Genomic DNA, 24,418 nt, shown 5'->3' with positions numbered 1-24,418 from the left:
TGATATATGCCAAGGGTGTTGATATGAAAACCGGTTCAGCCGAACGGCGGTCGGCGATCGAGCAGCCGCGACAATCGGCCGCCGCCGCGCCACGCACGCGCCACCCAGTCGACATCGTCGTCGGTGACCAGGTTGGCCATCACCCGCACGGCGATCGTCATCAGCCCCGTCGAGCGCATCGCGATCGGCCCGGTCGTGGGCAGGAACCGCTGGAACGTCAGCAACAGCGCCAGCCGGCGCGCGACCGAAAATCCGCGGGCGTAGTGATGCTGCAGCACCGACGGCCACACCCGCGACAGGTCGCGTGAGTCCAGCAGTTCGGCGGCCAGCCGCCCCGTCTCCAGGCCATAGTCGATGCCCTCCCCGTTGAGCGGGTTGACGCACGCCGCGGCGTCGCCGATCAGCATCCAGTTCGGCCCGGCCACCCCGGACACCGCGCCGCCCATGGGAAGCAGCGCCGACGACACCGCACGCGGCTGGCCGGTAAACCCCCACTCGTCGCGGCGCAGGTCGGCGTAGTAGGACATCAGCGGGCGCAGCGCCAGGTCCGCTGGCCGCCTCGACGTCGACAACGCCCCGACGCCGATGTTCACCTCGCCGTTGCCGAGCGGGAAGATCCAGCCGTAGCCGGGCAGCACGGCGCCGTCGGGGGAGCGCAGTTCCAGGTGTGACGTCAGCCAGGGGTCGTCGCTGCGCTCGGTGGCCAGATAGCCGCGGGCGGCGACGCCGTACACGGTCTCCTGGTGCCAGCGCCGGCCCAGCTTGCGGCCCAGCGAGGACCGCGCCCCGTCGGCCACGATCAACCGGCGACAGCCCACCTCGGTGCCGTCGGCGAGCGTCAGCGACACCACCCGTCTCGCCGAGTCATGGTGCACCGCAACGGCTTTGACACCAAGCAGCATCCGCGCCCCGGAATTCTCGGCGCATTTGCGGATCCGGTCGTCCAACTCGAGGCGGGCCACCGCGCTGCCGGTCGACGGGAACGACGGGCCGGGCCAGTCGACTTCCACCTCGCCGCCGAACCCGCTCATCCTTAAGCCCCGGTGCCGGATGCGGGTGTCGAGCCAGTCGCCCAGCCCGAGCCGTTCCAGCTCGGCGACCGCGCGGGGGGTCAGCCCGTCGCCGCAGGGCTTGTCGCGGGGGAAACTGGCGGAGTCGACGACGAGGACGTCGTGGCCCGCGCGGGCGGCCCAGGCGGCCGCCGCCGAACCGGCGGGTCCGGCGCCCACGACCACCAGGTCGGCTCTGGTCGCTCTCGTCTCCATGTACACCAGTATGTTTGGTCGGGTGAGGACTCCGGCGACGGTGGTGGCGGGCTTCGATTTCGGTGACCCCGCGTTCGCCGCATCCGTGCGCGACGGTGTCGGGCGGATCGAGCAGCTCATGGACACCGAGCTGCGCAGCGCCGACCAGGTGATGACCGACTCGCTGACGCACCTGTTCAAGGCCGGCGGCAAGCGGTTCCGGCCGCTGTTCACCGTGTTGTCCGCGCAGATCGGACCGAACCCGGACGCCGGGGAGGTGACGATCGCCGGCGCGGTCATCGAGCTGGTGCATCTGGCCACGCTCTACCACGACGACGTGATGGACGAGGCGGAGGTCCGCCGCGGCACGCCCACCGCCAATGTGCGCTGGGGCAACAACGTCGCGATCCTGGCCGGCGACTACCTGTTCGCGACGGCGTCGCGGCTGGTGTCGCGGCTGGGGCCGGAGGCGGTGCGGCTCATCGCCGAGACGTTCGCCCAGCTGGTGACCGGGCAGATGCGCGAGACCCGCGGTGTCACCGACGGGGCGGATCCGGTCGAGCACTACCTGAAGGTGGTGTACGAGAAGACCGCGTGCCTGATCTCCGCGGCGGGCCGATTCGGCGGAATGTTTTCGGGGGCCGACGGCGAACAGGTCGAGCGGCTGAGCCGCCTCGGCGGCATTGTGGGCACCGCCTTTCAGATCTCCGACGACATCATCGACATCGACAGCGACTCGCAGGAGTCCGGCAAGCTGCCCGGTACCGATGTGCGCGAGGGGGTGCACACCCTGCCGATGGTCTACGCGCTACGAGAACCCGGGCCCGAGGCGGCGCGGCTGCGCGAGCTGCTGTCCGGTCCCGTCGACGACGACGAGGCGGTGGCCGAGGCCCTGACGCTGTTGCGGGCGTCGCCCGGCATGGCCAAGGCCAAGGAGTTCCTGGGCCAATATGCGGCCCAGGCACGCCAGGAGCTGGCCGTTTTGCCCGACGTCCCGGGCCGGTACGCGCTGCAGGCGCTGGTCGACTACACCGTCAGCCGGCACGGCTAGCCAGCCTCAAGAACCCCGCGGAACCCAGAAGGCCATCCCGGGCGTTCAATGAGCTGTAGTCAGCAACACACGAGTGTTCCAAGGAGGACACTGATGACCTGGCATCCGCATGCCAACAGGCTGAAGACCTTCGCCCTGTTGGTCGGTATGTCCGCGTTGATCGTTTTTGTGGGCTCGCTGTTCGGCAGGACGGCGCTGATCTTCGCGATGCTGTTCGCCGTCGGCATGAATGTCTACGTCTACTTCAACAGCGACAAGTTGGCGCTGCGGGCGATGCACGCCCAGCCGGTTTCCGAGGTGCAGGCGCCGGCGATGTATCGGATCGTGCGCGAGCTGGCCACCGCGGCGCACCAGCCGATGCCGAGGCTCTACATCAGCGACACCAACGCGCCCAACGCGTTCGCCACCGGCCGCAACCCGCGCAACGCCGCCGTGTGCTGCACCACCGGCATCCTGGACATCCTCAGCGAGCGTGAGCTGCGCGCCGTGTTGGGGCACGAGCTGTCGCATGTCTACAACCGCGACATCCTGATCTCCTGTATCGCCGGGGCTTTGGCATCGGTGATCACCGCGCTGGCCAACATGGCCATGTTTGCCGGCATGTTCGGCGGCAACCGAGATGGCGAGAATCCTTTTGCGCTGCTGCTGGTTTCGTTGCTGGGGCCGGTCGCCGCGACGGTGGTGCGGCTGGCGGTGTCGCGGTCGCGCGAGTACCAGGCGGACGAGTCGGGTGCCGTGCTGACCGGTGACCCGCTGGCCTTGGCGTCGGCCCTGCGCAAGATCTCCGGAGGTGTGCAGGCGGCCCCGCTGCCGCCGGAGCCGCAGCTGGCCAGCCAGGCGCACCTGATGATCGCCAACCCGTTCCGCGCGGGTGAGCGCATTGGGTCGCTGTTCTCGACGCACCCGCCGATCGAGGACCGCATCCGCCGGCTGGAGCAGATGGCGCGGGGTTAACGGGCCCTGCGCAGCCTCTTGATAGCGCATGCGCTATCAAATCCGGTGTAAGCCGCATGCCCTGGAAAGCCGGGCTCTCCTTGGGGACGAGCGACTCACGAAATTGATAGCTTTTCCGGGTTCGATTAGGCGGCTCGTGCGAGGTGGCCCGTCTCGACCGTCCCAAGGATCCGGACCGTGCCACCCGTGGCCTCATATTGGCGCCGCCAGTCGGTGATCGCCTGGTGCGCGGCGTGATCGAGGTAGTTGACCGAAACGTCCACCGTAGCAACCCTTCCGGCCGGGACGGACGCCAGCACGCGCGTCAGCCGGGGCAGGGCGAGAAAGGTGCACGCGGCCCCCTCGACGGCCACGCGCCATTCCTCGCCGGCGGGCTGGGCGTCGACCCGGGGCCGGATCACCCGCCATCCGGTCAACGCGATGGCCAGCGCGAGCCCGATCATCACGCCGTGCAGCAGGTTGAGGAAGACGACGCTGACCGCCGTTACCACATAGACCGCGAGATCCCCGTGCTTCATTGCGGTTTCGATGTGCGCCGGCTTGAGCAGCTGAACCCCGACGACGATGAGCAGGCCCGCGAGCGCGGCGGTCGGGATCTCTTCGACCAACTCCGCGAACGGAACCGTGAAGAGCAGGATCCAGACGCCGTGCAGTATCGCCGAGGCGCGGGATCTCGCGCCGGCGTTGATATTGGTTGAGCTGCGCACGATGACCCCGGTGACCGGCAGCCCGCCGACGGTCCCCGAAACGATGTTTGCGGCGCCCTGCCCGATCAACTCGCGGTTGAAGTCGGTGCGTGGGCCGGTGTGCATCCTGTCTGCCGAAACCGCGGACAGCAGGCTCTCGACGCTGGCGATGAGCGCGACCGTGATCACGCCGACGGCGATCGCGCCCCAGTTACCGTCCGGAATGTCCGGCAGCCGCAGCGCATCCAGCGGCGACCCGTCGAGGTCGATCCGCCGCACGTGGAACGGGAAGACCACCGAGATCACCGTCACCGCCACGATGGCGACCAGCGGGCCCGGAATGCGGCGCAGTCGGGCCGGGACCCAGCGCCACGCGACCAGGATGACGATCACGAGTGTCCCCAGGATGACCCCGGGCCGATGCGCGCCGACGATTTGACCCGGCAGGTCAATCAGGTTGTGCCAGGCCGTGCTTTTGGACTTTCCGCCCAGCAGCACGTGCGCTTGTTGCAACGCGATGGTGATTCCGATGCCGGCCAGCATGGCGTGCACCACGACGGGTGATATCGCCAGCGCGGCCCGCGCAACGCGGCTGAGCCCCATCAGGACCTGGAGCACGCCCGCGGCGACGGTGATCAAACACGTGACGCCCCAACCGAAGTCGGAGATGAGATCGGCAACGATGACGGTCAGGCCGGCCGCGGGACCGCTGACCTGCAGCGGCGATCCGCCGATGGCCCCGGCGATGATTCCGCCGACGATCGCGGCGATCAGGCCGGCGAGCACCGGGGCGTTCGAAGCGATCGCGATCCCGAGCGACAACGGGAGCGCGACCAGGAAAACCACGAGCGACGAAGGTAAGTCGTGCCGGATGACCGAGCGCATCCGGCCGCCTCGTGATCCCGTGCGGCCCTGGTCAAGACCGTGCTCGCTGAGCTGGTCGATGTTGTGCATCCGTCGCTTCCCTCGTTAGGTCCTAGCGGGGGATGTCGCGATATCCGCCCCGTATCGCACCTGGTTACGCCTGCGTAACACCTTGGTGCACAGACGATTACAGCTGCGCCCAGCGCGCGGGTCAAAGCCTGGCCGCCTCGTTCGACGGTATTTTGCCGGTCAGGCGCGGGTCAAGCTGACGGGCCGGGCGCATATCGAATGCAAATCTTTTCGTCGCCGCCGGGCCAACCGGCCAAGTCAGAACCCGGAGCCGTGGACCTCGTGTCCCGGCACCTCGGCGATCAGGCCGCGATAGGCTTGCTCGACCGTCGAGCCGTGGTTGATCACCCCGTCGACCTCGCGGGCGATCGGCATGTTCAGCCCGAACTCGCTGGCGAACTCCATGATCACGCTGGCGGCCTTGACGCCCTCGGCGACCTGGTTCATCGACGCGATGATCTCGTCGATCGGCTTGCCCGCGCCGAGTTGTTCGCCCACGTGACGGTTGCGGCTGCGCTGGCTGGTACAGGTCACGATCAGATCGCCCAGGCCGGCCAGCCCGGGAAACGTTTCCGGATTCCCGCCCAAGGCCACGCCGAGCTTGGTCATCTCGCGCAGCGCGCGGGCGATCACCAGCGCACGGGTGTTCTCGCCAATGCCCAGCGAATAGCCCATCCCGACCGCGATGGCATAGACGTTCTTCAGCGCCCCGGCCATCTCGACACCGACGACGTCGTCGGTGGTGTACACCCGGAAGCGCCGGGTGCGGAACAATGCCGACAGCCGGGTCGCCAGGTGCTGGTCGGGCATGGCCAGCACCGCCGCGGCGGCGTATCCCTCGCCCACCTCGCGCGCGATGTTCGGGCCGGCCAGGATGCCCGCCGGATGACCGGGCAGCACCTCCTCCACGATCTGCGACATCCGCGCGTTGGTGCCCTGCTCGAGCCCCTTGACCAGCGACACCACCGGCACCCACGGCCGCAGTTCCTTGGCCAGCTCGGTGAGCACACCCCGGAAGCCATGCGAGGGAACGGCCATGACGACGATGTCGGCGCAGTTGGCGGCCTCGGCGAAGTCGGTGGTGGCGCGCAGCGTGTCGCTGAGCACGACATCCGGGCCCAGGTACCGGGAATTGCGGTGGTTTTCGTTGATGTCTTTAGCCGTCGCCTCGGAGCGCACCCACTGCAGCGTCGGCCCGCGGCGCGCCCCGATCGACGCCACGGTGGTTCCCCAGGAACCGCCACCGAGCACAACGACGTTGGGTTCGCGCATCTGGGCTGCCATGGCGACCAGCGTATTGCCGACACCCGGGATTTAGAAGCGGTTCACCAACCGCGCGGCCGGCGAAATCGAAACCAATGACCCCCTGGGCATGGGACTTCGGTCCCTACCCTCATCACGCGCGCTGGCGGATCGTCGAAGCCAGGTTTGATACAAGGAGGAAGCATGCCCAGACGCGCGGGCCGGCCGGGGGGCGGCGCCGCGCGTCGCCGGGCGACCGCGCTGCTGTCGGCGGCTGCGCTCGCGGTGTTGGTTGGCTCACCCGGCATCGCGGCCGCCGATGACGGTCATCCGCAGGCAAATCCGGAGGAAAGGGCGGCGGCCATGATACGGCCGGCGGTGGTATACCTCGCCGCCCAAAGCTACGGCCAGGTCCGGCTGCCCGACGGCCAGATCCTGTCTCAATTCGGCGCGGGTTCGAACATGCCCTTCATCGCGACCTGGAGCTGCACCGGTTTCGTCGTCAATCCCGACGGCTGGGTGGGGACCGCGGGTCACTGCGTCGATCCGCAGAGCGCCAAGGACCTGATACTCAAGCGGGCCGCCAACGAATACGTCAATCAATTCCCGGGTGCGCCCGAAGCGCGGGATCCGGCCACGACATTGGAGTGGCTTCGCAAGAACGCGAGAGTGGAAGGCGACACCGCCGACCGCGGTCCCGAGACCAGCCTCACGGTGTTGTACGGCGCCGGGACAAAGGTCGCCGGCAAGATGCCCGCCAATGTCGTGGATTTCCGGCCTCTCGGCAAGGGCGACGTCGCTCTGCTCAAGGTGGACAAGCGCAACCTGCCGTCGTCCGAGCTGGCCACCGACGCCGAAGTCAACATCGGCACACCGGTTCTCGCGGTAGGTTTCTCGCAGAGCACCGGACGAGTCACCGATCCGTCGTTGGATCCGACGAACAAGGGCGGCACGGTCAGCAAAAAGTCGACCATGGGCGGCGTTCCGGAATACGAAATCGATGCCGCGATCTCGGAAGGCATGAGCGGCGGTCCGACCATCGAACTCAACGGCAAGGTGATCGGCGTGAACAGCTCGTCGCCCCTCGGCGAACCGCAGCCGTTCAACTTCATTTCACCCGCCGACGGCCTGGCCGCGATATTGGCGAGCAAGGGCGTCAAGGCGAGGCTCGGACCCGCCGACGTCTCCTACCGCAAGGGGCTCGACCATTACTACTCCGGCCACTACACCGAAGCGATCGATGATTTCGACCAGACCTTGTTGATGTCGCCCGACTATCCCGGGCTGGTGGACCTCAGAACCAACGCGGTCAACCTGCGGCAGCAATACGGTGACGTCTCGGTGTTCAGTGGCGCAAACCTGGTGTGGTACACCGTGGGCGGTGTCGTGCTGGTGCTTGCCGCCGGCGCGGCTCTGACCTTCATGGTGGTGAGGAGCCGCTGGCCGCTGCTGTCCCCGGCCGAAGTTTCTCGTTTCCAACCGTTTCCGCGCCGGCCGGCGGCCACCACCGAAGCGGCCGGTCCGTCGGCAGACACGGGCGCCACGCAACGGCCGACGGCCACCGAACCCCACTTCTGTTCGAGCTGCGGGGCGCAACACCATCCCGCCGAAAAGTTCTGCCCGAATTGCGGGAAGCAAGTCCCCGTTGGGGAATCGGCGTGGGAAGCCGATCGAATTCGTTGAGGCTTCACCCCGCCACCGGCGCCCGGTCGGCGACCCGGCCGAAGACCATCGCCTCCCCGATGCGGTCGAAGCGGTAGTCGATGGCGTCGGCGAGATAGTTCTGCCGCACGTTCCACGGTCGCTTGGTGCCGGATTTGGGCAGCGCATGCAGCGACCGCAGCACGTAGCCGGCCTGAATGTCCCAGGACGGCTTTTCGGGCATCGGCTCGTTGCCGCGGTGCGGGTACGCGTGGGTGTAACCGTGAGAGGCCATGTGCGCCAGCAGCTTTGCCGTCGCCCGGGCCGTGATGTCGGCGCGCAACGTCCAGGACGCGTTCGTGTAGCCCACACACCAGAACAGGTTGGGCACGTCTTCGAGCATGTGCGCCTTGTAGACGAAGCGGTCACGGGGGTCGATCCCGACGCCGTCCATGCCGATCGCCGCCCCGCCCAGCGCCTGCAGCTGCAGGCCGGTGGCGGTGACGACGATGTCGGCGTCGAGGTGCCCGCCGGATGCGAGCGCGATGCCGGTGGCGTCGAAATGGTCGATGTGGTCGGTGACCACCTCGGCGCGGCCGTCGCTGACGGCGTTGTACAGGTCGGCGTCGGGGATCAGGCACATCCGCTGGTCCCACGGGTTGTACCGCGGATTGAAATGGGTGTCGACGTCATAGCCGTCGGGCAGGCTGTTGATCGCCTTGCGCCGTAGCAGCCACTTCACGAGCCCCGGCAGCTTGCGGGACAAGAACCAGAAGATCGCCTCGGTCAATGCGCAGTACATTCGGACGACCACGTGGGAAGCCCTGCGCGGCAACACCTTACGGACGACGGCGGCGAACGTGCCGTATTTGGACGCCGAGACGAGATAGGTCGGCGAGCGCTGCAGCATGGTCACTTTTGCGGCGCGGCGCGCCAGCGACGGGATCAGCGTGACCGCGGTCGCCCCGCTGCCGATCACCACGACCCTCTTGCCGGTGTAGTCCAGGCCTTCCGGCCAGTGCTGGGGATGCACGACGGTGCCGCCGAACTTTTCGATCCCGGGGAAGTCGGGGGTGTAGCCCTCGTCGTAGTTGTAGTAGCCGGTGGCGAAGAACACGAACCGGCCGCGGATCTGCTTTCGGGCGCCGCCTTGTGCCCCGTCTTCCAGGGTGAGCGTCCAGGTGTCGGTGGACGAATCCCAATCCGCCGAGCGGACATGGCTGTTGAACCGGATGTGACGGTCGATGCCGTACTTGTGCGCGGTGGCACTCAGGTACTCGCGGATGTGGACGCCGTCGGCGACTCCTTCTCTCCGGGTCCACGGCTCGAAGGGAAAGGACAGCGTGAAGATGCTGCTGTCGGAGCGCACGCCCGGGTAGCGGAACAAATCCCACGTGCCGCCGATCCGCGCGCGCCGCTCCAGGATGGTGTAGGTCAGGTCCGGGTTGCGCTCGCTGATCCGGTAGGCCGCGTCAATGCCGGAGATACCGGCGCCGACGATGACGACGTCGACGCAGTCGGCTTCGGAGGGGGTCACGGTCACCACATTAGGCACCCACCGGTTGGTCGGGCCAGGGGTCCGTCATGCGACTCGGGCTGGCGAAGATGCGCGTGGGGATGTCGAGCGGTCGCCGACCGTAACGCCACTGCGAAATGCCGGCCGCGTTTTCGCAGTGGCGTTACGCTCGGCGCGCATCCGGATCGCGCGCTGGCTACCGGTAGTTGACGAACTGCAGCGCGACGTCCAAGTCGGCGTTCCTCAGCAGCGCTTGGACGGCCTGCAGGTCGTCGCGCTTCTTGCTGCTCACACGGACCTCGTCGCCCTGGATCTGGGTCTTGACGTTCTTGGGCCCCTCGTCGCGGATGAGCTTGGTGATCTTCTTGGCGTTCTCGCTGCTGATGCCCTGCTTGATGGTGCCGGTGACCTTGTAGGTTTTGCCCGAGGCTTGCGGCTCGCCGGCGTCGAAGGCCTTCATCGAGATGTCGCGGCGGATCAGCTTTTCCTTGAAGACGTCGACGGCGGCCTTCACGCGCTCCTCGGTGGACGACGTCAGCTCGACGGCCTCATCGCCCTTCCAGGCGATCTTGGTGTCGGTGCCGCGGAAGTCGAAGCGGGTGGCCAGCTCCTTGGCGGCCTGGTTGAGCGCGTTGTCGACCTCCTGCCGGTCGACCTTGCTGACGATGTCGAACGATGAGTCAGCCATTCGATCCGTCCCTTCATCCGGTGGTAGCCGTTTGTGCCTTGTCTACCCGCTCGTTGTACCCTGCTATGCGGCAGGTTGCCCGAGCGGCCAATGGGAGCGGACTGTAAATCCGTCGGCTTACGCCTACACAGGTTCGAATCCTGTACCTGCCACCACTTCTCGGGGGTTTTGGGCCAACCCCCTCCCGCGACGTCGGCACGCGCTCAAGGTGTGTGAGGTGCCGCATGTGTGTCGAGCGTAACCCGACCGGGGATGTCAGCGCGTTTGACTCGGGTTGATGTGCATCCGTTGGCATTTGGCCGGCACCGGCAGCCGGCTTCTTCGGCAGAAACGCCGGCGAGTTGACGTCAACGCGGCCTGGGACCAAGGGCAAGCCCAGGATCCGCCCGTCTAGGGACTTGTGGCCCTAGATCAGGGGTGCACCATGCGGCGATGCTAGGTGTTGTTGTACGAAAACCATGAGAACATTGAAAAAGGGTGGACTCATGCGTTGGCCCAAGCGGTCGGGCGGGGAGTTTCCTGGCGTCGTTGACCTGCCGCGGCCGGGTATTACCGCATGGTGTCGGGCATCCCCATTACTCGCCGATCCTCACTGAGGCCCGTCGCGGCCATCTGCCGTATCCGCGCGCCGACTACCGCCCTCGGATCGCGCCGAACATCACCATCAAAGAACGGGAGGCGGCCGAATGATGAGTAGCGCTTTCAGTCTCTACCTGGCCGGGGGCAGCTTGCCGCCGATCACGCAGGAGCTGTGCTCGACGTGGAACAGTTCCCGCACGGCGATCGAGTGGTTCGGACCCACGCCGACACCGACCGATGTTTCCGCCATCGTTGACGCCATCGCGGCGCTGGAATCCGCCGTGATCACGCTGCAGAACGACGTTGCCAAGCTCAAGGCCGATGTGGTGGGCGGCGGCTTGGCGTCAAACGCGACGTCCTAAGGCAAAGCGACCCGTGAGGGCGGCCATCAATCCGTTGGTTGAGCGCCCCTTGTCTCGTGCTTGGACGGGGGCCGCATGTGGTCCATCCCTCGATCACCAGCTTCGGACTCTGGTCTTGGTCGCTGAACTCCTCCAGGAAATGACTGGGGACCTCGCCTGTCGTGTGGTCGACGAGCGGCACCCGCGAGCGTAGGTGCAGATACACCGCCTTGATGCCGCGCGGAAGCTGCCCCAGCTCCCTGATCACGTGGAACAGGTTCAGCAGCAACTTGAGGACGATGCCGGTGCCGATTCACCCGGCCACGTCCCGCTGTCTGCATCGTCGCCGGGTCTCGCGAGCCTGTAAATCTGCAGACAAAGTGCGAGTGGGTGCCTGCAGATTTACAGGCTCGGCGTTCAGACCCGCCCTGTGGCGGGGTCACTCACCGGCGTGAGATGACTTCCTCGATCAGCGAAAGCAGGGCGCTGGGCGGGCGGGTCGCACAGGTCGCGACGTACCACCGCCGTTGGAGGTCGTGGTCGGCGATGCGGACCGTCGCCAGGCCCGAATCGTCGATGTCGTCAAAGATGGACCAGCTCAGGAAGCCGATTCCCAGGCCCTTTCGGATATAGACCGCGGCCGTGCCGATCGTGGCGCGCCCTTGCCGTTGAGGTTTGGTGTGTTAAGGGCAACACTTTGCGAGTGCAGTCTCGGCCTAGTCTGGAAGCGATTTAGCCACAGGAGGAATCAGTTGAGCGAGCAAGAAGTGAAGATGATCGTCTTGTCGACCGACGATCTGGACGAATCGATCCGGTTTTACAGCGAGACCCTGGGGATGCCGCTGAAGTTCCGCGACGGGGCGCACTTCGCCGCCCTTGATGGTGGGCCGGTCACCCTGGCGCTGGCGACCGCGGTGGACCATCCCATACCCGGGCAGGTTGTCGTCGGTATCAAGACCGCCGATGTCGATGCCGCGGCCAAGGCTGTCGAGGCCAGCGGCGGCGGCATCGTGAAAGGCCCGTACGACGACGCGCACGAACGCCGGGCCGTGGTCTACGACAACAAAGGCAACGGCCTGGTCTTCTACAAGCCGCTGGCTCGGTGAAAGACAGCCTTCAGAACCACGGACCGGGGTAGTGGCCGTCCTGGTCTTGTACCATGACGATTTCCCTGCACTCCCCGTTCGAGACCGGAGCCGTTTCACCGCGGCATACCAGCGTCCAGCCGGATATCCGCTTAAAAGGCCGGACCGACCAGTTTGACGCGACCGGATCGGTTGCGGGCAAGGCGATTACCGAGAACGTGCTGTCGGCGTTCGTGACGTAGAGGTGGTCTTCGAAGAACGCCAATTTGGAAATCGACAGCTTCTTGGCGTCGTCTCGATTCTTCAGCAAGGCCCATTGTTGGGCTCGCAGGTTCCACACCCCGAAGCCGAACTGTGAACTATCCGAATCGCGACCGTCGACGAATAATTTGCCGTCCGACAACGTCGCGGTCAATCCGCCGCCGGAAATCCGGTCCGAATCGCCGACCTTGATGACGGCCTTTGCGTTCAGGTCATAAAACATGGTCGACACGACCGGAGGGTTGTAGGAATCCCGGCGCGTGATTTTCACCAATTTGTCCGGGCCGTCGGATAATTCGGCATCGACGGTCCAGATATCGTTGTCCTGGTAAATCGCTTCCCCGTTCGGCCGGCGCAGCTCCGCGCCCGACGTCTTGCCAACGTCGGTGTTTCGTTGAAATGACAGAACGTCCTGCCACGCGCGGCCCGGTTGCGGGTCGCTCCACACCGTCGACAGGTCGGTACCGGAAAGGATTACCGTTCGAGGCGGCGACGCGGCGCTATGCCCGTCGGTGAAGGCGTTTTCCCACGCCACGCCGGACGCGGTTGCGGCGAGCCCCCATCCGTTCGCGGCGGTCAGTTTCAGATCGGGGGTCGGGGGCTGCAGTTCTTTCGTTACCAGTGGCTGGCTCGTCTTGAGGTCGAACGCGTATGCGGTCGCCTTGGTGGCTTCGGGTTCCGACGTTTGCGCCGGCTTGAGGGTCGTCACCACGTAGACCGCCTTCATGTCGTCGGTCGTGCCGGTCAGCGCGCACATGCCACCGGTCAGGTTTTCTCCGGCTGGAACCGTGGGAATGGCCGGCGCGACGTATTGCCCCGTCTTGGTGTCGAATACCTTGGGGCGGATGTCCTCGAGCGCTGATTTGCTGAGGGAGAATTTGTCGGGACATCCGAAATAGGCCGTTCCGCCGTAGCTCTTCCAGTCTTTCTCCAAAGGACCGGTTACCGAAGGCGGCGCGGGAGCCGTGCCGGTAGTGGTTGCCGAAGTGGAAGTCGAGGTGGTGGGTGTGGCCGCGGGTGGGGAAGCGGTTTCCGAACAGGACGCGAGGACGAGGGAGACGGAAAACGCGACCGGGGCAAGCCTGTGTTTGGGCACAGTCCGCCCCTTAACCCCATTCATCAACAAAACCCCCGTTAAGTTCGTGCAACCAACGAGCGTAAAGCCGGCCGGGCACCACCGCGACCCGTGCACCGTGGCCCGACGTTCGCCATGCATTCATCGGCGATGTGACCTGCACGTTCGGAATATCCACGAGTTCCGTCGTCAAGCCCTTAACCAGAACGGGTTGAGTCCGGGAAACCCGCAAGCGTGGGAGCCTATCGGTCGAACTCGATGGGCAGACTCATGGGCCCGCTCAGGCTCACCATCGGCTTCCACGGCACCCGTCCGGCGGTGCGCGGGTTCGGCAACCGTTGGGCGAGGACGTTGAGCGCCTCGGCGATCTCGCGCCTGGCCAGGTTGGCTCCCAGGCAATAGTGGACGCCGCCGCCGAAGGTGAGTATGGGCGGCGCCCCCTCGCGGGTGATGTCGACACGGTCCGGATCGTGGTAAACGGCCGGATCACGGTTGGCCGCAGCGGTATTCACCAGGACCATCGTGCCGGCGGGGAACAGGTAACCGCCGAGCTCGGCGTCCTCGACCACCAGGCGAAGCGTTCCGCACGCGATCGGGGAGTGGCGCATGGTCTCCTCGACCGCGCGCATCGCCAGTTCGGGATGCTCCTTGAGCAGCTCCCATTGCTCCGGGTGTTCGCACAGGACGTGCACCGAGGCGGCCACCTGGTTGCGGGTGGTGTCCGTGCCCGCCAGCAGGAGGCCGCCCGCGAGCATGCGCAGCTCGGCCGTGTTGAGCCGATCGCCGTCGTCCTCGGCGCGAATCAGATCGGACAGCAGGTCGTCGGTCAGGCTGTGCCGGCGCCGGGCGACCATGTCGTCGACATAGTCGTCGAGCTGCCCCCACGCGCGCATGACGACGGGCTCGACCTCGCGGAGGTCGACGGTGAAGCTGAAGGCTTTGAAGACGTCGTCCGCCCACAACGAAAACCGTTGCCAATCCTCGCGGGGCGCGCCGAGCAACGCGCAGATGATCGGAACGGGGTAGGGACGCGCGATGTCGGTGACGACGTCGCAGCGGCCCGCGGCGGCGACCCGATCGACGATCTCGTTCATCACGTCGACCATGGCGTCGTGCAGGCGCAGGATCGCTCGGGGCGTGAATGCCTTGGACGTCAGGCTGCGCAGCCGATGGTGTGCCTCGCCTTCCAGGCACAGCAGGCTGTTGACCACCTTGTCCCACAACGGACCCGACGTGATGCCCTGGACGAGCAGATTCAGGCCGGGCGGGATCTGGAATCGGGGATCCCGGAGAACGGAACGGACCAGGTGGTAGGAGAGCACCTCGGGCCCGTGCGGCCCCAGCGCGACCGGGGCCTGCCGTTGCGCCGCCTGGAGGCGGGGATAGACCTCGGCCGGAGTTTCCTCGAGGCCGTACGCGAGCGTCGGTAGGTCGGCGTCGAAAACGCTTGCCGGAACGGCACCGACGGTCATGAATCCGCTCGCCGGGTTCAGACCCAATTTCCTCACCTGCCCGCCTGATGCGGTACGTTGCGCGAACGTTTTAGCTCGCGACGACTTTCACACAATGTATGGCCAGGGTAGGTGGCTGTCAACGATTTCTATTGCTCGACGCGAACATTCGGGTTACCCGGTTGAGCGCCGCCGCCTGGTGCTTTCCGGGATGGGTGCGCGATCGTCCAGGTGCAACGGCGGGTTCTCAATCGCCATACATAAAGTCAAAAGTGTATAGCCACCAGGGGGACGCTCGGATCGCTCGTGGGCATCGGTGAGCCGGTGACCGTCGCCGCGATGGCGGGAATACGCATACGACCAAATCGGCTAGGCCCGAACGGGACTCGGCCAGCGGCGGCGTTGAACGCCGAGCTTCGCGACGACGAATTTGCGATGTCGGTCGTAGACTTGTGACATTAAACATTGGAACGCCATAGCCACGCGTGCCGCGCTGCCGCCCGGACCCCGGCTTCCCCGGTCGGTCCAGGCGGTGTTGTCGGTGCGTCACGGACCCCGCTTCGTCGCCGCCTGCGCGCGACGGTATGGCAGCGTTTTCACGCTGCGGATCGCGTCGGTCGGCACGCTGGTGTATCTGGCCGATCCCGCCGACATCAAGGCGGTGTTTGCCGGCGACCCGCGCGTCTTCCATGCCGGCGAGGCGAATTCGATATTGGGCGGATTGCTCGGGGACAGCTCGATTTTGGTGATCGACGAAGACGCGCATCGGGAGCGGCGTCGTCTGATGCTGGCGCCATTCCACCGCGACGCCGTCGCGCGCCAGGCCGGCCTGATGGCCGAGATCGCCGCGGCGAACATCGCCGGGTGGCCGGTGGGCAAAGGCTTCCCAGCGGCGCCGAAGATGTCGGAAATCACGCTCGAGGTGATCCTGCAGACGGTCATCGGCGCCACCGATCCGGCCCGGCTCGTCGCGCTGCGCAAAATCATGCCGCGGCTGCTCAACGTGGGCCCGTGGGCGACGCTGGCGCTGGTCAACCCGAAGCTGCTGGACCGCCGCCCGTGGCGAGGGCTGCGCCGTCGAATCGCGGCGGCGGACGGCCTGCTCTACGCGGAGATCGCCGACCGCCGTGCCGACCCCTACCTGGCCGCGCGGGCTGACGTGCTTTCCATGCTCGTGCGCGCCGGCGAAGACGGACGCACCATGACCGACCGCGAGCTGCGAGACCAGCTCATGACGCTGCTGGTGGCCGGGCACGACACCACCGCGACGGGGCTGGCCTGGGCGCTGGAACGCCTGACCCGCCATCCGGCCGTGTTGGCCAGGGCGACGCGGGCGGCCCAAACCGGTGCGGCGGGCGACGCGGCCGGCGACGAGTATCTCGACGCGGTGGCGAAGGAGACGCTGCGGGTCCGTCCGCCCGTGTTCGACGTGGGCCGGGTGCTCACCGAGCCGGTCGAGCTGGCCGGCTATCGACTGCCGGCCGGGGTCTTGGTGGCCCCCGGGATGGGGCTGGTGCACGCGAGCGCCGCGGTGTATCCGGATCCGGACCGATTCGACCCCGATCGGATGCTGGGTGCCACCCTGAGCCCGACGACGTGGTTCCCGTTCGGCGGCGGCAACCGTCGCTGCCTCGGCGCCGGCTTGGCCATGGTCGAGATGCGTGTGGTGTTGCGCGAGATTCTGCGCCGGGTCGAGTTGAGCGCCAGCACGGCGGCCGGCGAACGCCAGAGGCTCAAGCACGTCATCCTGGCGCCGCACCACGGCGCGCGGATCCGCGTCAACGCGATCAGGGAGGTCCCAGCGCCGGCACTGGCAGGGCAGGGCTATATGCCGTAGTCCGGCAGCTCGAAGTCGTCGCGCATGCTGCCCGTGAAAAGCGTTGCCAGCGGCGCGAAGTTCGCCGCGCGCATCGCCACGTTGCGCAACCACAGTCCGAGTCGGGTCCGCGTCGCGAAGAAGCCGATGTAACTTGCCGCACCGGCTTGCTTGCTCTTGATGAAGGGACGCAGGCGCGCCTCGTAGGCAGCGAAAGCGGGGCGGTGGTCGCCGCCGGCCCGCGCCAGCTCGCCGGCCAGCACGTACGCCTCGGTCATCGCCAGGCCGGTGCCCTCGCCGCCCAGCAGCGAAATGCACCCCGCCGCATCGCCGATCAACAGCACCCGGCCGCGCGACCAGCGGTCCATCCGGACCTGGCTGACGACGTCGAAGTACAGGTCTTCGACACCGGACGGGCCGTCGTCGAGCGCCGCCAGCATATCCCGGCATTCCCAGCCGACGTCGCCAAACTGATTGCGCAACTGGTCTTTTGGCGCCAGTCCGGTGCTGTCGCGGTGGGCGCGAAAGATGAATAAGAACATGGTGGCATCGCCGCGCAGCGCGAAACGCGCCAGCTGCCGGCCGGGAGCGCCGTAGGTGACGTAGACCAGCTCGTCGCGGGGCCGGTAGCCGTCGACCACGCATGCCGCGACCTTGCAGCCCAAGTAGTGCTCGAAATCCTCGTCGGGTCCGAAGACGAGACGGCGCACGTTGGAGTGCAATCCGTCGGCGCCGATGACCAAGTCGAAATCGCGCGGCGCGCCCCGGTCGAAGGTGAGCCGAACACCGTCATCGTGCTCGTCGACGGTGGCGATGCTGTCGCCGAAGATCGCCTCGACCTTGTCGTCGATCGTGGCGTAGATCGCGGCGGCCAGGTCGCCGCGGGGCAGGCTGGTGAAGTCGTCACCGATCATGCGACGAAAGACGTCGACGTCCACGTCCGCTTTCACCTTGCCGCCGGAGCCGACGGAGCGGAGCCATTCGATCCGGTATCCCGCGGCGCGGATCGGGTCTTCGATGCCCATGCGTTTGGCCACTTGGTAACCGACGCCCCAGAAGTCGATCATGTAGCCGCCGGTGCGGAATTTCGGCGCCTGCTCGATCAGCGTCGGGACGTGGCCGGTCCGATGCAACCAGTGGGCCAGCGCCGCGCCCGCCACGCCTGCACCGCTGATCGCAACCCGCATACGGCAATTCTGCCTCGGGGCCAGTCGCCCCCGGCACGCCGGCGGATCCGTCAGGCGTCGGCCTGCGAAGGTTTCACGGTCGGGCTCACGCTGAGCGCCTTCGGGCCGGCTCGCGCACCAAGGTCAAGGTCGGTCGCCGCGGTCACGACCGCCCGGTCGATCTGGCGAAGCGCGTGCACCGCGGTGAGGAATCGCCGCGTGCCGGGCCGCGGTTCGTCGTCCTGCTCCCGGGCCAGGGCCTCGGCGGTATCGAGGTCGTCGGTCACGGAGCCGATGGTCGGCTCGTGCTCGCCGTCGAGAGCGGCGGCCAGCGCGTCGATGTTGCGTCGGGTCTGTGCCGCCGCCGACATAAACGCGTCGGCGAGTTCTCGCGTGCCGGCGGGATCCTGGTACCGCTCGGCGCTGAGAGCCAGGTTTCGCGCGTAGTGGTCGCAGGCGATGAACAGCTGCAGGCCAAGTTGAATGCTTCGCCGGTTGGCGAGCCCGGCGACCCCCGCCAACAGCGGCTTGGCGGTGACACGGAACTGCTGCAGGTCCCGGTCGAGTTGACGCGCCCGCTCGATCGGGCTGGCGGTGTCGTCGCCATCGAACATGGTGGCCACGGACGTCTCGACCAGGGCAGACAGCGTCGCCAAAAAGGCGCGGGCATCGCTGACGATTGTCGGTCTGATGTTGGTGGGCAGCACCAGCATCGCGACGGTGACACCGATGACGGCGCCGATCGCGGTCTCTTCGATGCGCAGGAGCAGGACGTCGAAAGTGAATTCGCCCAGCAGCCCGTACATTAGCGCCAGCATCGTGGTGATCCAGAAGGCCATCAGGCTGTAGGTCACCTGCATGAAATAGAAGGCGCAGAACAGGCACGCGAAGATCGTCACCAGCGACGCGACGGTATGCCCGGAAAGCAGCGTGGCAACCAGCACGCCGCAGGGGACGCCGAGGATGGTGCCGGCCAGCCGCTGCCAGCCCTTGGTCAGGGTTTCGCCCCACGAGTTGGTGCCGGCGAAGATCACAAACGCCGCGATCAACGCCCAGTACCAGTGAGACTGCGACACGACCTCGCCGGTGACGATGGCCAGCGACGCGGCGACGGAAACCTGGATGGCTTGCCGCGTCGTCGGCAGCAGACCATCGCGCGGTTGCCCGCGAGCGGCGTCGGCGTCCGGGCCGCTGTCGTCGGATGCGCGCGGTGGTGCGCCCGTGCCTTCGTGCGTGGCGGCCGCGCGCTCCACGAGCGCTCGGATTTCGGTGGTCGCTTCCGCCGCGGCGATAATCGCCAGGGCAGCACGGCGCGCCGCGGCCTGGGCGGGGTTGTCGGTTGCGGTGGGGCTTGGCTGCTTGTCGAGAACCTGTTGGGCGCGGTCCGCGGCCCTGCGCAGCCCGTCGGGTTCCGGGGTCCGGATGGCCCATGCGAGCTCGGTCAGCGCCGCGGCCAGTTCGGCTCGGGTGGGTGCGGGTATCGCCGGTTCGACGGCGGCGGCGCGTTGACCGGCGATCGCGACCCATTCGACGGCCAGTTCCGCGTCGAACAACCACGGCGCCAGTTGTTCGGCACTGATCCCGGGCCAGGGAGTGGCCGGGTTGGCTTGGTCTTCGATTTGGCTCTGCATCATCAACGCGGTTTCGTTGAGTCGGGCGACCCGTGTACGCATGCGGCGACGCCGCCGGTCGTCGAGGCGGCCGGTGCGCAGTGCGTCGGCGGTGGTGTCGACCACGATGGCCATCCGCGCTCGCAGCGAACGAATGGTGGCGCGCAGCACGCGTTCTGGCCGATCGGGAAGAACGTAGGTGGTTACCACAAACGTGCACGCCGTTCCCACCACGACGGACCCGATCAGCCAGGGCAACTCCGAAACGCGGGCCTGGAGATACAGCGTGAAGAAGTAGGCCATGAACGCGACCATCCCCAGCGCCTGTCCGCGCGCCCCGAAGCGGCGGATATAGACCGCGGCGAACACGATCATGACGAAGACGACGTCGGCGGGCACCTTGTGTGGGGCGAGCAGTGCGGCGGCGGCGATGGCAAGCGCAGCCGGCAGCGGCAGCAACGCCATCGTGATCCGCTGCTGATGTGGGTCCGGCTCGCGGACGGATCGTGCCGCGATCATCGAGATGACGACCCCGAGGAAAGTGACGCCCAAGGGCCGTCCCGTGGCCCTGGTCAGGACATCGAGGATCAGCAGGGAACAGCCGAGCGCGGCCGTCGTCCGGGTCGCTATCCGCAGCCGCAGCCATCCGGGATCCGAGCCGATCCACCAGTTGCGGGCTCGTTCATAGAAAACGGTTATCGGGTGACCCCTCTCCTATCCGCGAGCAGTCGCAGAGTCGCACTGTCCGGCCACCGCGCGTGCGATTCTGTGTCTCCTCGCGGGCGGACAGCACATCTCCAAGCTAGTCTTCGACATCGTGACAGCGCCGACGCGGGCGAAGCTGGCCGACGGCCGTGACCTGCTGTTCTTCGCGCTGCCCGGCCACCGTCCGGCGCCGGTCGCCGATCGCAGGCCGCTGCCGGAGCGAGAACCCGGCCAGTCGCAGTTGCGGTTCGACCGGTCGACGGGGCAGTGGGTGATCATCGCGGCGCTGCGCCAGGACCGCACCTACAAGCCGCCCGCCGAGCAGTGCCCGCTGTGTCCGGGCCCAACCGGGCTGACCAGCGAGGTGCCCGCCCCCGACTACGACGTCGTCGTCTTCGAGAACCGGTTCCCGAGTCTGGCCGGCGCCGGTGTGCTGACGTCCGCGGATGACGGCTTTGTGTCCGCTCCTGGGTATGGCCGCAGCGAGGTGATCTGTTTTTCCAGCGACCACACCGGGTCGTTCGCGGACCTGGAACCCACGCACGCCCGGCTGGTCGTCGAGGCGTGGCGGCACCGCACCGCCGACCTGATGGCCACACCGGGCATCGAGCAGGTGTTCTGTTTCGAAAACCGTGGCGAGGAAATCGGGGTCACGCTGACCCACCCGCACGGTCAGATCTACGGCTACCCCTATCTGACGCCGCGAACCGCGGCCATGCTGGGGCGGGCGCGCGAACATCGAATGCTGTATGGCCGCAACCTCTTTGCCGACTTGTTGGCGTGCGAGGTCGCCGACGGCGGTCGCGTCGTCGCGCGCACCGAGCTGTTCACGGCGTTCGTGCCGTTCGCGGCGCGCTGGCCGGTCGAGGTGCACATCTACCCAAACAGGTTCGTGCACAACCTCCTTGAGCTCGACGAGGACGAGCTCGACGGGTTCGCGCGGGTGTACCTCGACGTGCTGGGCCGGTTCGATCGCATGTATTCGGCTCCGTTGCCGTACATTTCGGCGCTGCACCAGTTCGCTGCCACCGAGACGCAGGCCGATGGCTACTTCCACGTCGAGTTGATGTCGATCCGGCGCAGCGCCACCAAGCTCAAGTACCTGGCGGCCTCCGAGTCGGCGATGGACGCGTTCATCAGCGACGTCACACCCGAGAGCGTGGCCCGGCGGCTCAGGGATCTGGGATGACGATCCGCTATGCGGCCCCCGGGCGGATCAACCTGATCGGCGAGCACACCGACTACAACCTGGGGTTCACGCTGCCGATCGCGCTACCGCAGCGCACCGTGGTGGCGTTCACCCCCGACGACGGCGACGCGATCACCGTGGGCAGCGACCGCGCGGACGGCTCGGTGCGCATTCCGCTGCACACGGCTCCCGGCGACGTGACCGGCTGGGCCGGCTACGTGGCCGGGGTGATGTGGGCGCTGCGCCAGGCTGGCCACCCGGTGCCGGGCGGCGCGATGTCGATCACCAGTGACGTGGCGATGGGGTCGGGCCTGGCTTCCTCGGCGGCGCTGGAATGCGCGGCGCTGGGCGCGATCGCGTCGGCCGCCGGCGTGCGCATCGACGCCAAAGAACGGGCACGGCTGGCGCAGCGCGCCGAAAACGAATACGTCCGCGCCCCAACGGGTTTGCTCGACCAGCTGGCCGCGCTATTCGGCAAGCCGTCGACGGCGCTGCTGATCGACTTCCGTGATCTCACCGTCGCGCCGGTGGCCTTCGACCCGGACGCTCAGGGTGTTGCGCTGCTGCTGATCGACTCCCGGGCCCGCCATCGCCACGCCGGCGGCGACTATGCGGCCCGGCGCGCGTCGTGCGAACGGGCGGCCGCGGATCTGGGGGTCGCGTCGCTGCGTGAGGTCCAGGATCGCGGGCCCTCGGTTGTGGCCTCCGTGGCCGACCGGTTCGACGCCCGTCGCGCCCGTCACGTGCTCACCGAGAACTGTCGGGTGCTCGATTTTGTTGCCGCGCTGGGTGATTCGGACCTCGCCGAGGCCGGGCGCATCATGACCTCCTCGCACGCGTCCATGCGCGACGACTTCGAAATCACTACCGAGCACATCGACCTGATCGCCGATACCGCGGTGCGCGCGGGCGCCCTGGGCGCCCGGATGACCGGCGGCGGCTTCGGCGGCTGCGTCATCGCCCTGGTCCCGACCGACCGGGCGGAAGCGGTCGGCGAGGCGGTGCACCGGGCGGTATGTGCCGCCGGATTCGAGCGGCCGGCGATCACCCGAACCCGCGCGGCCGCGGGCGCGGGGCCGTGTCGGTAAGCGACCCGGGCGGCCACGTGGACGTTCGGGCGTACGCCGAGCTCAACGACTTCTTGCCGGCCGAGTCGCGCGGTGTGACGGTGCGCCGCCCGTTCCGGAGCCATCAGACGGTCAAGGACGTGCTCGAGGCGATGGGCATTCCGCATACCGAGGTCGACCTCATCCTGGTGAACGGATCATCGCGGGGCTTCGATTACCGCCCGAGCGCCGGCGACCGCATCGCCGCCTACCCGATGTTCGAGTCGCTGGACGTCGGGTCGACGGCCAGGCTGCGGCCGGCGCCGTTGCGCGATCCGCGGTTCGTCGTTGACGTGAACCTCGGGCGGCTCGCGCGGCTGCTTCGCGTGCTCGGCGTCGACGTGTGGTGGTCGAGCGACGCCGACGACGCGACCCTGGCCGACGTCAGCCTGAACGAGCAGCGGATCCTGCTCACCCGCGACCGGGGCCTGTTGAAGCGCAGGGCCATCACGCATGGCCTATTCGTCCACTCCCAGCATGCCGAGGAGCAGGCGGTCGAGGTGATGAGGCGGCTGGATCTGGGGCAACGGCTGGCGCCGTTGAGCTGGTGCGTGCGGTGCAACGGCAAATTGGCCGCGGTTGCCAAACACGACGTGATCGACCAGCTCGAGCCGTTGACCCGCCAGTACTACGAGGTGTTCGGCCGCTGCACGGAATGCGGGCGGATCTATTGGGCCGGTTCGCATTACGTAAGGTTGCTCGGCCTGGTCGACAGGATCTGCCGGCGGCTTTGACGGATGAACGTGCCGCGACGGCCGACCGCTGCACTGTCAACGGCGCGCGAAGGTCGGTGCGTGCTCGGAAAACGGGCCTACCCCAATGACATAGCCGAAGATCGCCCGTACCGGCGCACTTTGGCTGACGGTCATCATCAGCCGGGGTGGCCGGCGGCCGGTGGTTTCGCCTGACCTCAGCGCCGCATCCGTTCTCGCGTGCAGGATGCGTTGCACCGTCTGGACCATGACAGCGGGAATAACCCGCCGGATTTGTACCCGCGCGAGGTGACGGGTGGATAATCTGCCGTCGCGCAACGGGCCCGCCAGAATCCGCGCGGCGGCCACGGCGTCGGCGATTGCGAGGTTGACCCCGATACCGCCGGCCGGCGACATGGCGTGTGCCGCGTCACCGATGAACAGGATTCCGTCGGCGTACCATTTTCGTAGCCGATTCACTTGAACGTCAAGCAGTTTCACGTCCTCGAACGAGGTGAGTTCGCCGACCCGGTCAGCGAGGCTGGGCACCAGCGACGCCACATCGCGTTGGAGCGCCTCGATGCCTTGCGCCCGCAGATTCGCGTCCTGACCCTTGGGGATGCGAAAGCCGATCCGGTAGTAGTCACCCCTGTTGGTGGTGGTGCATCGCTGGCCGATGTGGGACATCCCCGATAGTTCCGGCGGATCGTCGGGGTAGCGGGGCAACTGGAACAACCACAGATCCATCGGCACGCGAAAGCTGCGCGGTGTCAACCCCATCGCGGAACGCAGCGTGGACCAGCGACCGTCGCACGCCACGGTTAGATCGGCGCGCAACTCCCGGGTTGTGCCGTCGGGGCCGCGATAGCGGACGCCGACGACTCGGCCGCCCTGGCGCAGCGGGCCCATCACCTCGGTGCTACGCAGCAGCCGAAAAGTCGGCTCGGCCGCCGCGGCGGTGGCCAGCAGTTGAAGGAAGTCCCGCTGGGACACTTTGGCGATGCGCCGCCGCGGGCCCCGGCGCGGCTCGACGCCGGCTGAATTGCCCCGAACCGGACCACGCACGCTCTCGATGTCCTGGTGGGGAAGTCGCGCGAACTGCTCGCCGAGGCCGAGTTCCTCCAGTAGCCGCCGGGTGCTCGCGTGTATGGTGTCGCCGCGAAAGTCGCCCAGGAAGTCGGCGTGTTTTTCCATCACCGTGACGGCCACTCCGGCGCGGGCAAGCAACAGCCCCAACATTATTCCGGCCGGCCCGCCCCCGGCGATGACGCAAGTCGTCGAATCCGGAGAACGCTCAACCAACTTCCGCTACCCCTTTCGGCACGCAACGGTCATGCGTGTGACCAGATATTCCATTGACCCATTGTCGAGTAATTGCAAGGTGGCA

The 24,418-nt window shown here is 67.2% G+C and carries 20 protein-coding genes and 1 tRNA gene; 10 read left to right on the top strand and 11 right to left on the bottom strand.

Translation table 11 applies throughout. The features are described from left to right. Positions 1 to 35 precede the first annotated feature (35 nt). Complete coding sequence (gene menJ / locus K3U93_RS20570; RefSeq protein WP_083011912.1) at positions 36 to 1,265, bottom strand: menaquinone reductase MenJ; 1,230 nt, start codon at positions 1,263 to 1,265, stop codon at positions 36 to 38. A gap of 22 nt (positions 1,266 to 1,287) precedes the next feature. Here menJ and grcC1 point away from each other — a divergent pair, with 22 nt between their 5' ends. After that, positions 1,288 to 2,295, top strand: coding sequence for a nonaprenyl/(2E,6E)-farnesyl/geranylgeranyl diphosphat synthase (gene grcC1 / locus K3U93_RS20565; RefSeq protein ID WP_083011997.1), 1,008 nt, complete (start codon positions 1,288 to 1,290; stop codon positions 2,293 to 2,295). A 93-nt stretch (positions 2,296 to 2,388) separates the two neighbouring features. Then, positions 2,389 to 3,249 carry a zinc metalloprotease HtpX gene (gene htpX, locus K3U93_RS20560; RefSeq protein WP_071512122.1) on the top strand — a complete coding sequence of 287 codons (861 nt, stop codon included), beginning with the start codon at positions 2,389 to 2,391 and terminating at the stop codon, positions 3,247 to 3,249. Between the two features lie 125 nt (positions 3,250 to 3,374). Here htpX and K3U93_RS20555 read toward each other — a convergent pair whose 3' ends face one another. After that, a complete protein-coding gene (locus K3U93_RS20555) occupies positions 3,375 to 4,889 on the bottom strand; it encodes a SulP family inorganic anion transporter (RefSeq protein WP_083011914.1) in 1,515 nt (504 codons plus the stop codon). A gap of 237 nt (positions 4,890 to 5,126) precedes the next feature. Continuing rightward, positions 5,127 to 6,152, bottom strand: coding sequence for an NAD(P)H-dependent glycerol-3-phosphate dehydrogenase (locus tag K3U93_RS20550; RefSeq protein ID WP_071512124.1), 1,026 nt, complete (start codon positions 6,150 to 6,152; stop codon positions 5,127 to 5,129). 162 nt (positions 6,153 to 6,314) lie between these two features. Between K3U93_RS20550 and K3U93_RS20545 the strand changes: the two genes are divergently transcribed. Beyond that, positions 6,315 to 7,793: a trypsin-like peptidase domain-containing protein gene (locus K3U93_RS20545; protein ID WP_083011917.1), complete on the top strand. Its 1,479-nt coding sequence runs from the start codon at positions 6,315 to 6,317 to the stop codon at positions 7,791 to 7,793. Between the two features lie 4 nt (positions 7,794 to 7,797). On the opposite strand, the gene K3U93_RS20540 is transcribed toward K3U93_RS20545, so the two are convergent. Continuing rightward, entirely contained in the window at positions 7,798 to 9,294 is a 1,497-nt protein-coding gene (locus tag K3U93_RS20540) for a flavin-containing monooxygenase (protein WP_083011999.1), read from the bottom strand. A gap of 169 nt (positions 9,295 to 9,463) precedes the next feature. Continuing rightward, positions 9,464 to 9,955, bottom strand: a complete 492-nt coding sequence (locus tag K3U93_RS20535) for a YajQ family cyclic di-GMP-binding protein (RefSeq protein ID WP_071512126.1) — start codon at positions 9,953 to 9,955, stop codon at positions 9,464 to 9,466. Between the two features lie 69 nt (positions 9,956 to 10,024). Here K3U93_RS20535 and K3U93_RS20530 point away from each other — a divergent pair. Beyond that, positions 10,025 to 10,110: transfer RNA gene (locus K3U93_RS20530), tRNA-Tyr, on the top strand. Positions 10,111 to 10,641: 531 nt separating this feature from the next. Next, a complete protein-coding gene (locus tag K3U93_RS20525) occupies positions 10,642 to 10,896 on the top strand; it encodes a hypothetical protein (RefSeq protein ID WP_083011919.1) in 255 nt (84 codons plus the stop codon). A 422-nt stretch (positions 10,897 to 11,318) separates the two neighbouring features. Here K3U93_RS20525 and K3U93_RS20520 read toward each other — a convergent pair whose 3' ends face one another. Beyond that, positions 11,319 to 11,525, bottom strand: a complete 207-nt coding sequence (locus K3U93_RS20520) for a LysR substrate-binding domain-containing protein (protein ID WP_083012001.1) — start codon at positions 11,523 to 11,525, stop codon at positions 11,319 to 11,321. Between the two features lie 102 nt (positions 11,526 to 11,627). Here K3U93_RS20520 and K3U93_RS20515 point away from each other — a divergent pair, with 102 nt between their 5' ends. Next, positions 11,628 to 11,981, top strand: a complete 354-nt coding sequence (locus K3U93_RS20515) for a VOC family protein (protein ID WP_071512130.1) — start codon at positions 11,628 to 11,630, stop codon at positions 11,979 to 11,981. Between the two features lie 10 nt (positions 11,982 to 11,991). On the opposite strand, the gene K3U93_RS20510 is transcribed toward K3U93_RS20515, so the two are convergent. Together K3U93_RS20510 and K3U93_RS20505 are read right to left on the bottom strand one after the other, a co-directional pair. Next, positions 11,992 to 13,341: a hypothetical protein gene (locus K3U93_RS20510; protein WP_083011921.1), complete on the bottom strand. Its 1,350-nt coding sequence runs from the start codon at positions 13,339 to 13,341 to the stop codon at positions 11,992 to 11,994. Positions 13,342 to 13,538: 197 nt separating this feature from the next. Beyond that, entirely contained in the window at positions 13,539 to 14,768 is a 1,230-nt protein-coding gene (locus tag K3U93_RS20505) for a cytochrome P450 (RefSeq protein ID WP_083011924.1), read from the bottom strand. A gap of 454 nt (positions 14,769 to 15,222) precedes the next feature. Here K3U93_RS20505 and K3U93_RS20500 point away from each other — a divergent pair, with 454 nt between their 5' ends. Next, the gene (locus K3U93_RS20500) at positions 15,223 to 16,584 is read left to right on the top strand and encodes a cytochrome P450 (protein WP_083011926.1); all 1,362 of its coding nucleotides are present in this window, start codon (positions 15,223 to 15,225) and stop codon (positions 16,582 to 16,584) included. Here K3U93_RS20500 and K3U93_RS20495 read toward each other — a convergent pair. Both K3U93_RS20495 and K3U93_RS20490 read right to left on the bottom strand, forming a co-directional pair. Continuing rightward, a complete protein-coding gene (locus K3U93_RS20495; RefSeq protein ID WP_071512134.1) occupies positions 16,572 to 17,750 on the bottom strand; it encodes an FAD-binding domain in 1,179 nt (392 codons plus the stop codon). The two genes, K3U93_RS20500 and K3U93_RS20495, sit on opposite strands and share 13 nt — an antisense overlap. Before the next feature lie 50 nt (positions 17,751 to 17,800). Beyond that, positions 17,801 to 19,891: an FUSC family protein gene (locus K3U93_RS20490; RefSeq protein WP_230981503.1), complete on the bottom strand. Its 2,091-nt coding sequence runs from the start codon at positions 19,889 to 19,891 to the stop codon at positions 17,801 to 17,803. Between the two features lie 265 nt (positions 19,892 to 20,156). Between K3U93_RS20490 and galT the strand changes: the two genes are divergently transcribed. The 3 genes from galT to K3U93_RS20475 are packed head-to-tail and all read left to right on the top strand — an operon-like array spanning position 20,157 to position 23,073. Continuing rightward, positions 20,157 to 21,233: a galactose-1-phosphate uridylyltransferase gene (gene galT / locus K3U93_RS20485; protein WP_176220051.1), complete on the top strand. Its 1,077-nt coding sequence runs from the start codon at positions 20,157 to 20,159 to the stop codon at positions 21,231 to 21,233. Then, complete coding sequence (locus tag K3U93_RS20480) at positions 21,230 to 22,321, top strand: galactokinase (protein WP_083011932.1); 1,092 nt, start codon at positions 21,230 to 21,232, stop codon at positions 22,319 to 22,321. The genes galT and K3U93_RS20480 overlap by 4 nt, the downstream gene beginning before the upstream one ends. Next, positions 22,312 to 23,073: a Mut7-C RNAse domain-containing protein gene (locus K3U93_RS20475; RefSeq protein WP_230981492.1), complete on the top strand. Its 762-nt coding sequence runs from the start codon at positions 22,312 to 22,314 to the stop codon at positions 23,071 to 23,073. The genes K3U93_RS20480 and K3U93_RS20475 overlap by 10 nt, the downstream gene beginning before the upstream one ends. Before the next feature lie 36 nt (positions 23,074 to 23,109). Here K3U93_RS20475 and K3U93_RS20470 read toward each other — a convergent pair whose 3' ends face one another. After that, positions 23,110 to 24,333, bottom strand: coding sequence for an FAD-dependent oxidoreductase (locus K3U93_RS20470; protein ID WP_254893623.1), 1,224 nt, complete (start codon positions 24,331 to 24,333; stop codon positions 23,110 to 23,112). Positions 24,334 to 24,418 lie beyond the last annotated feature (85 nt).

This window comes from Mycobacterium malmoense (genome assembly GCF_019645855.1).
GTDB lineage: Bacteria > Actinomycetota > Actinomycetes > Mycobacteriales > Mycobacteriaceae > Mycobacterium > Mycobacterium malmoense.
This window is presented reverse-complemented; position numbering and strand designations above follow the sequence as displayed.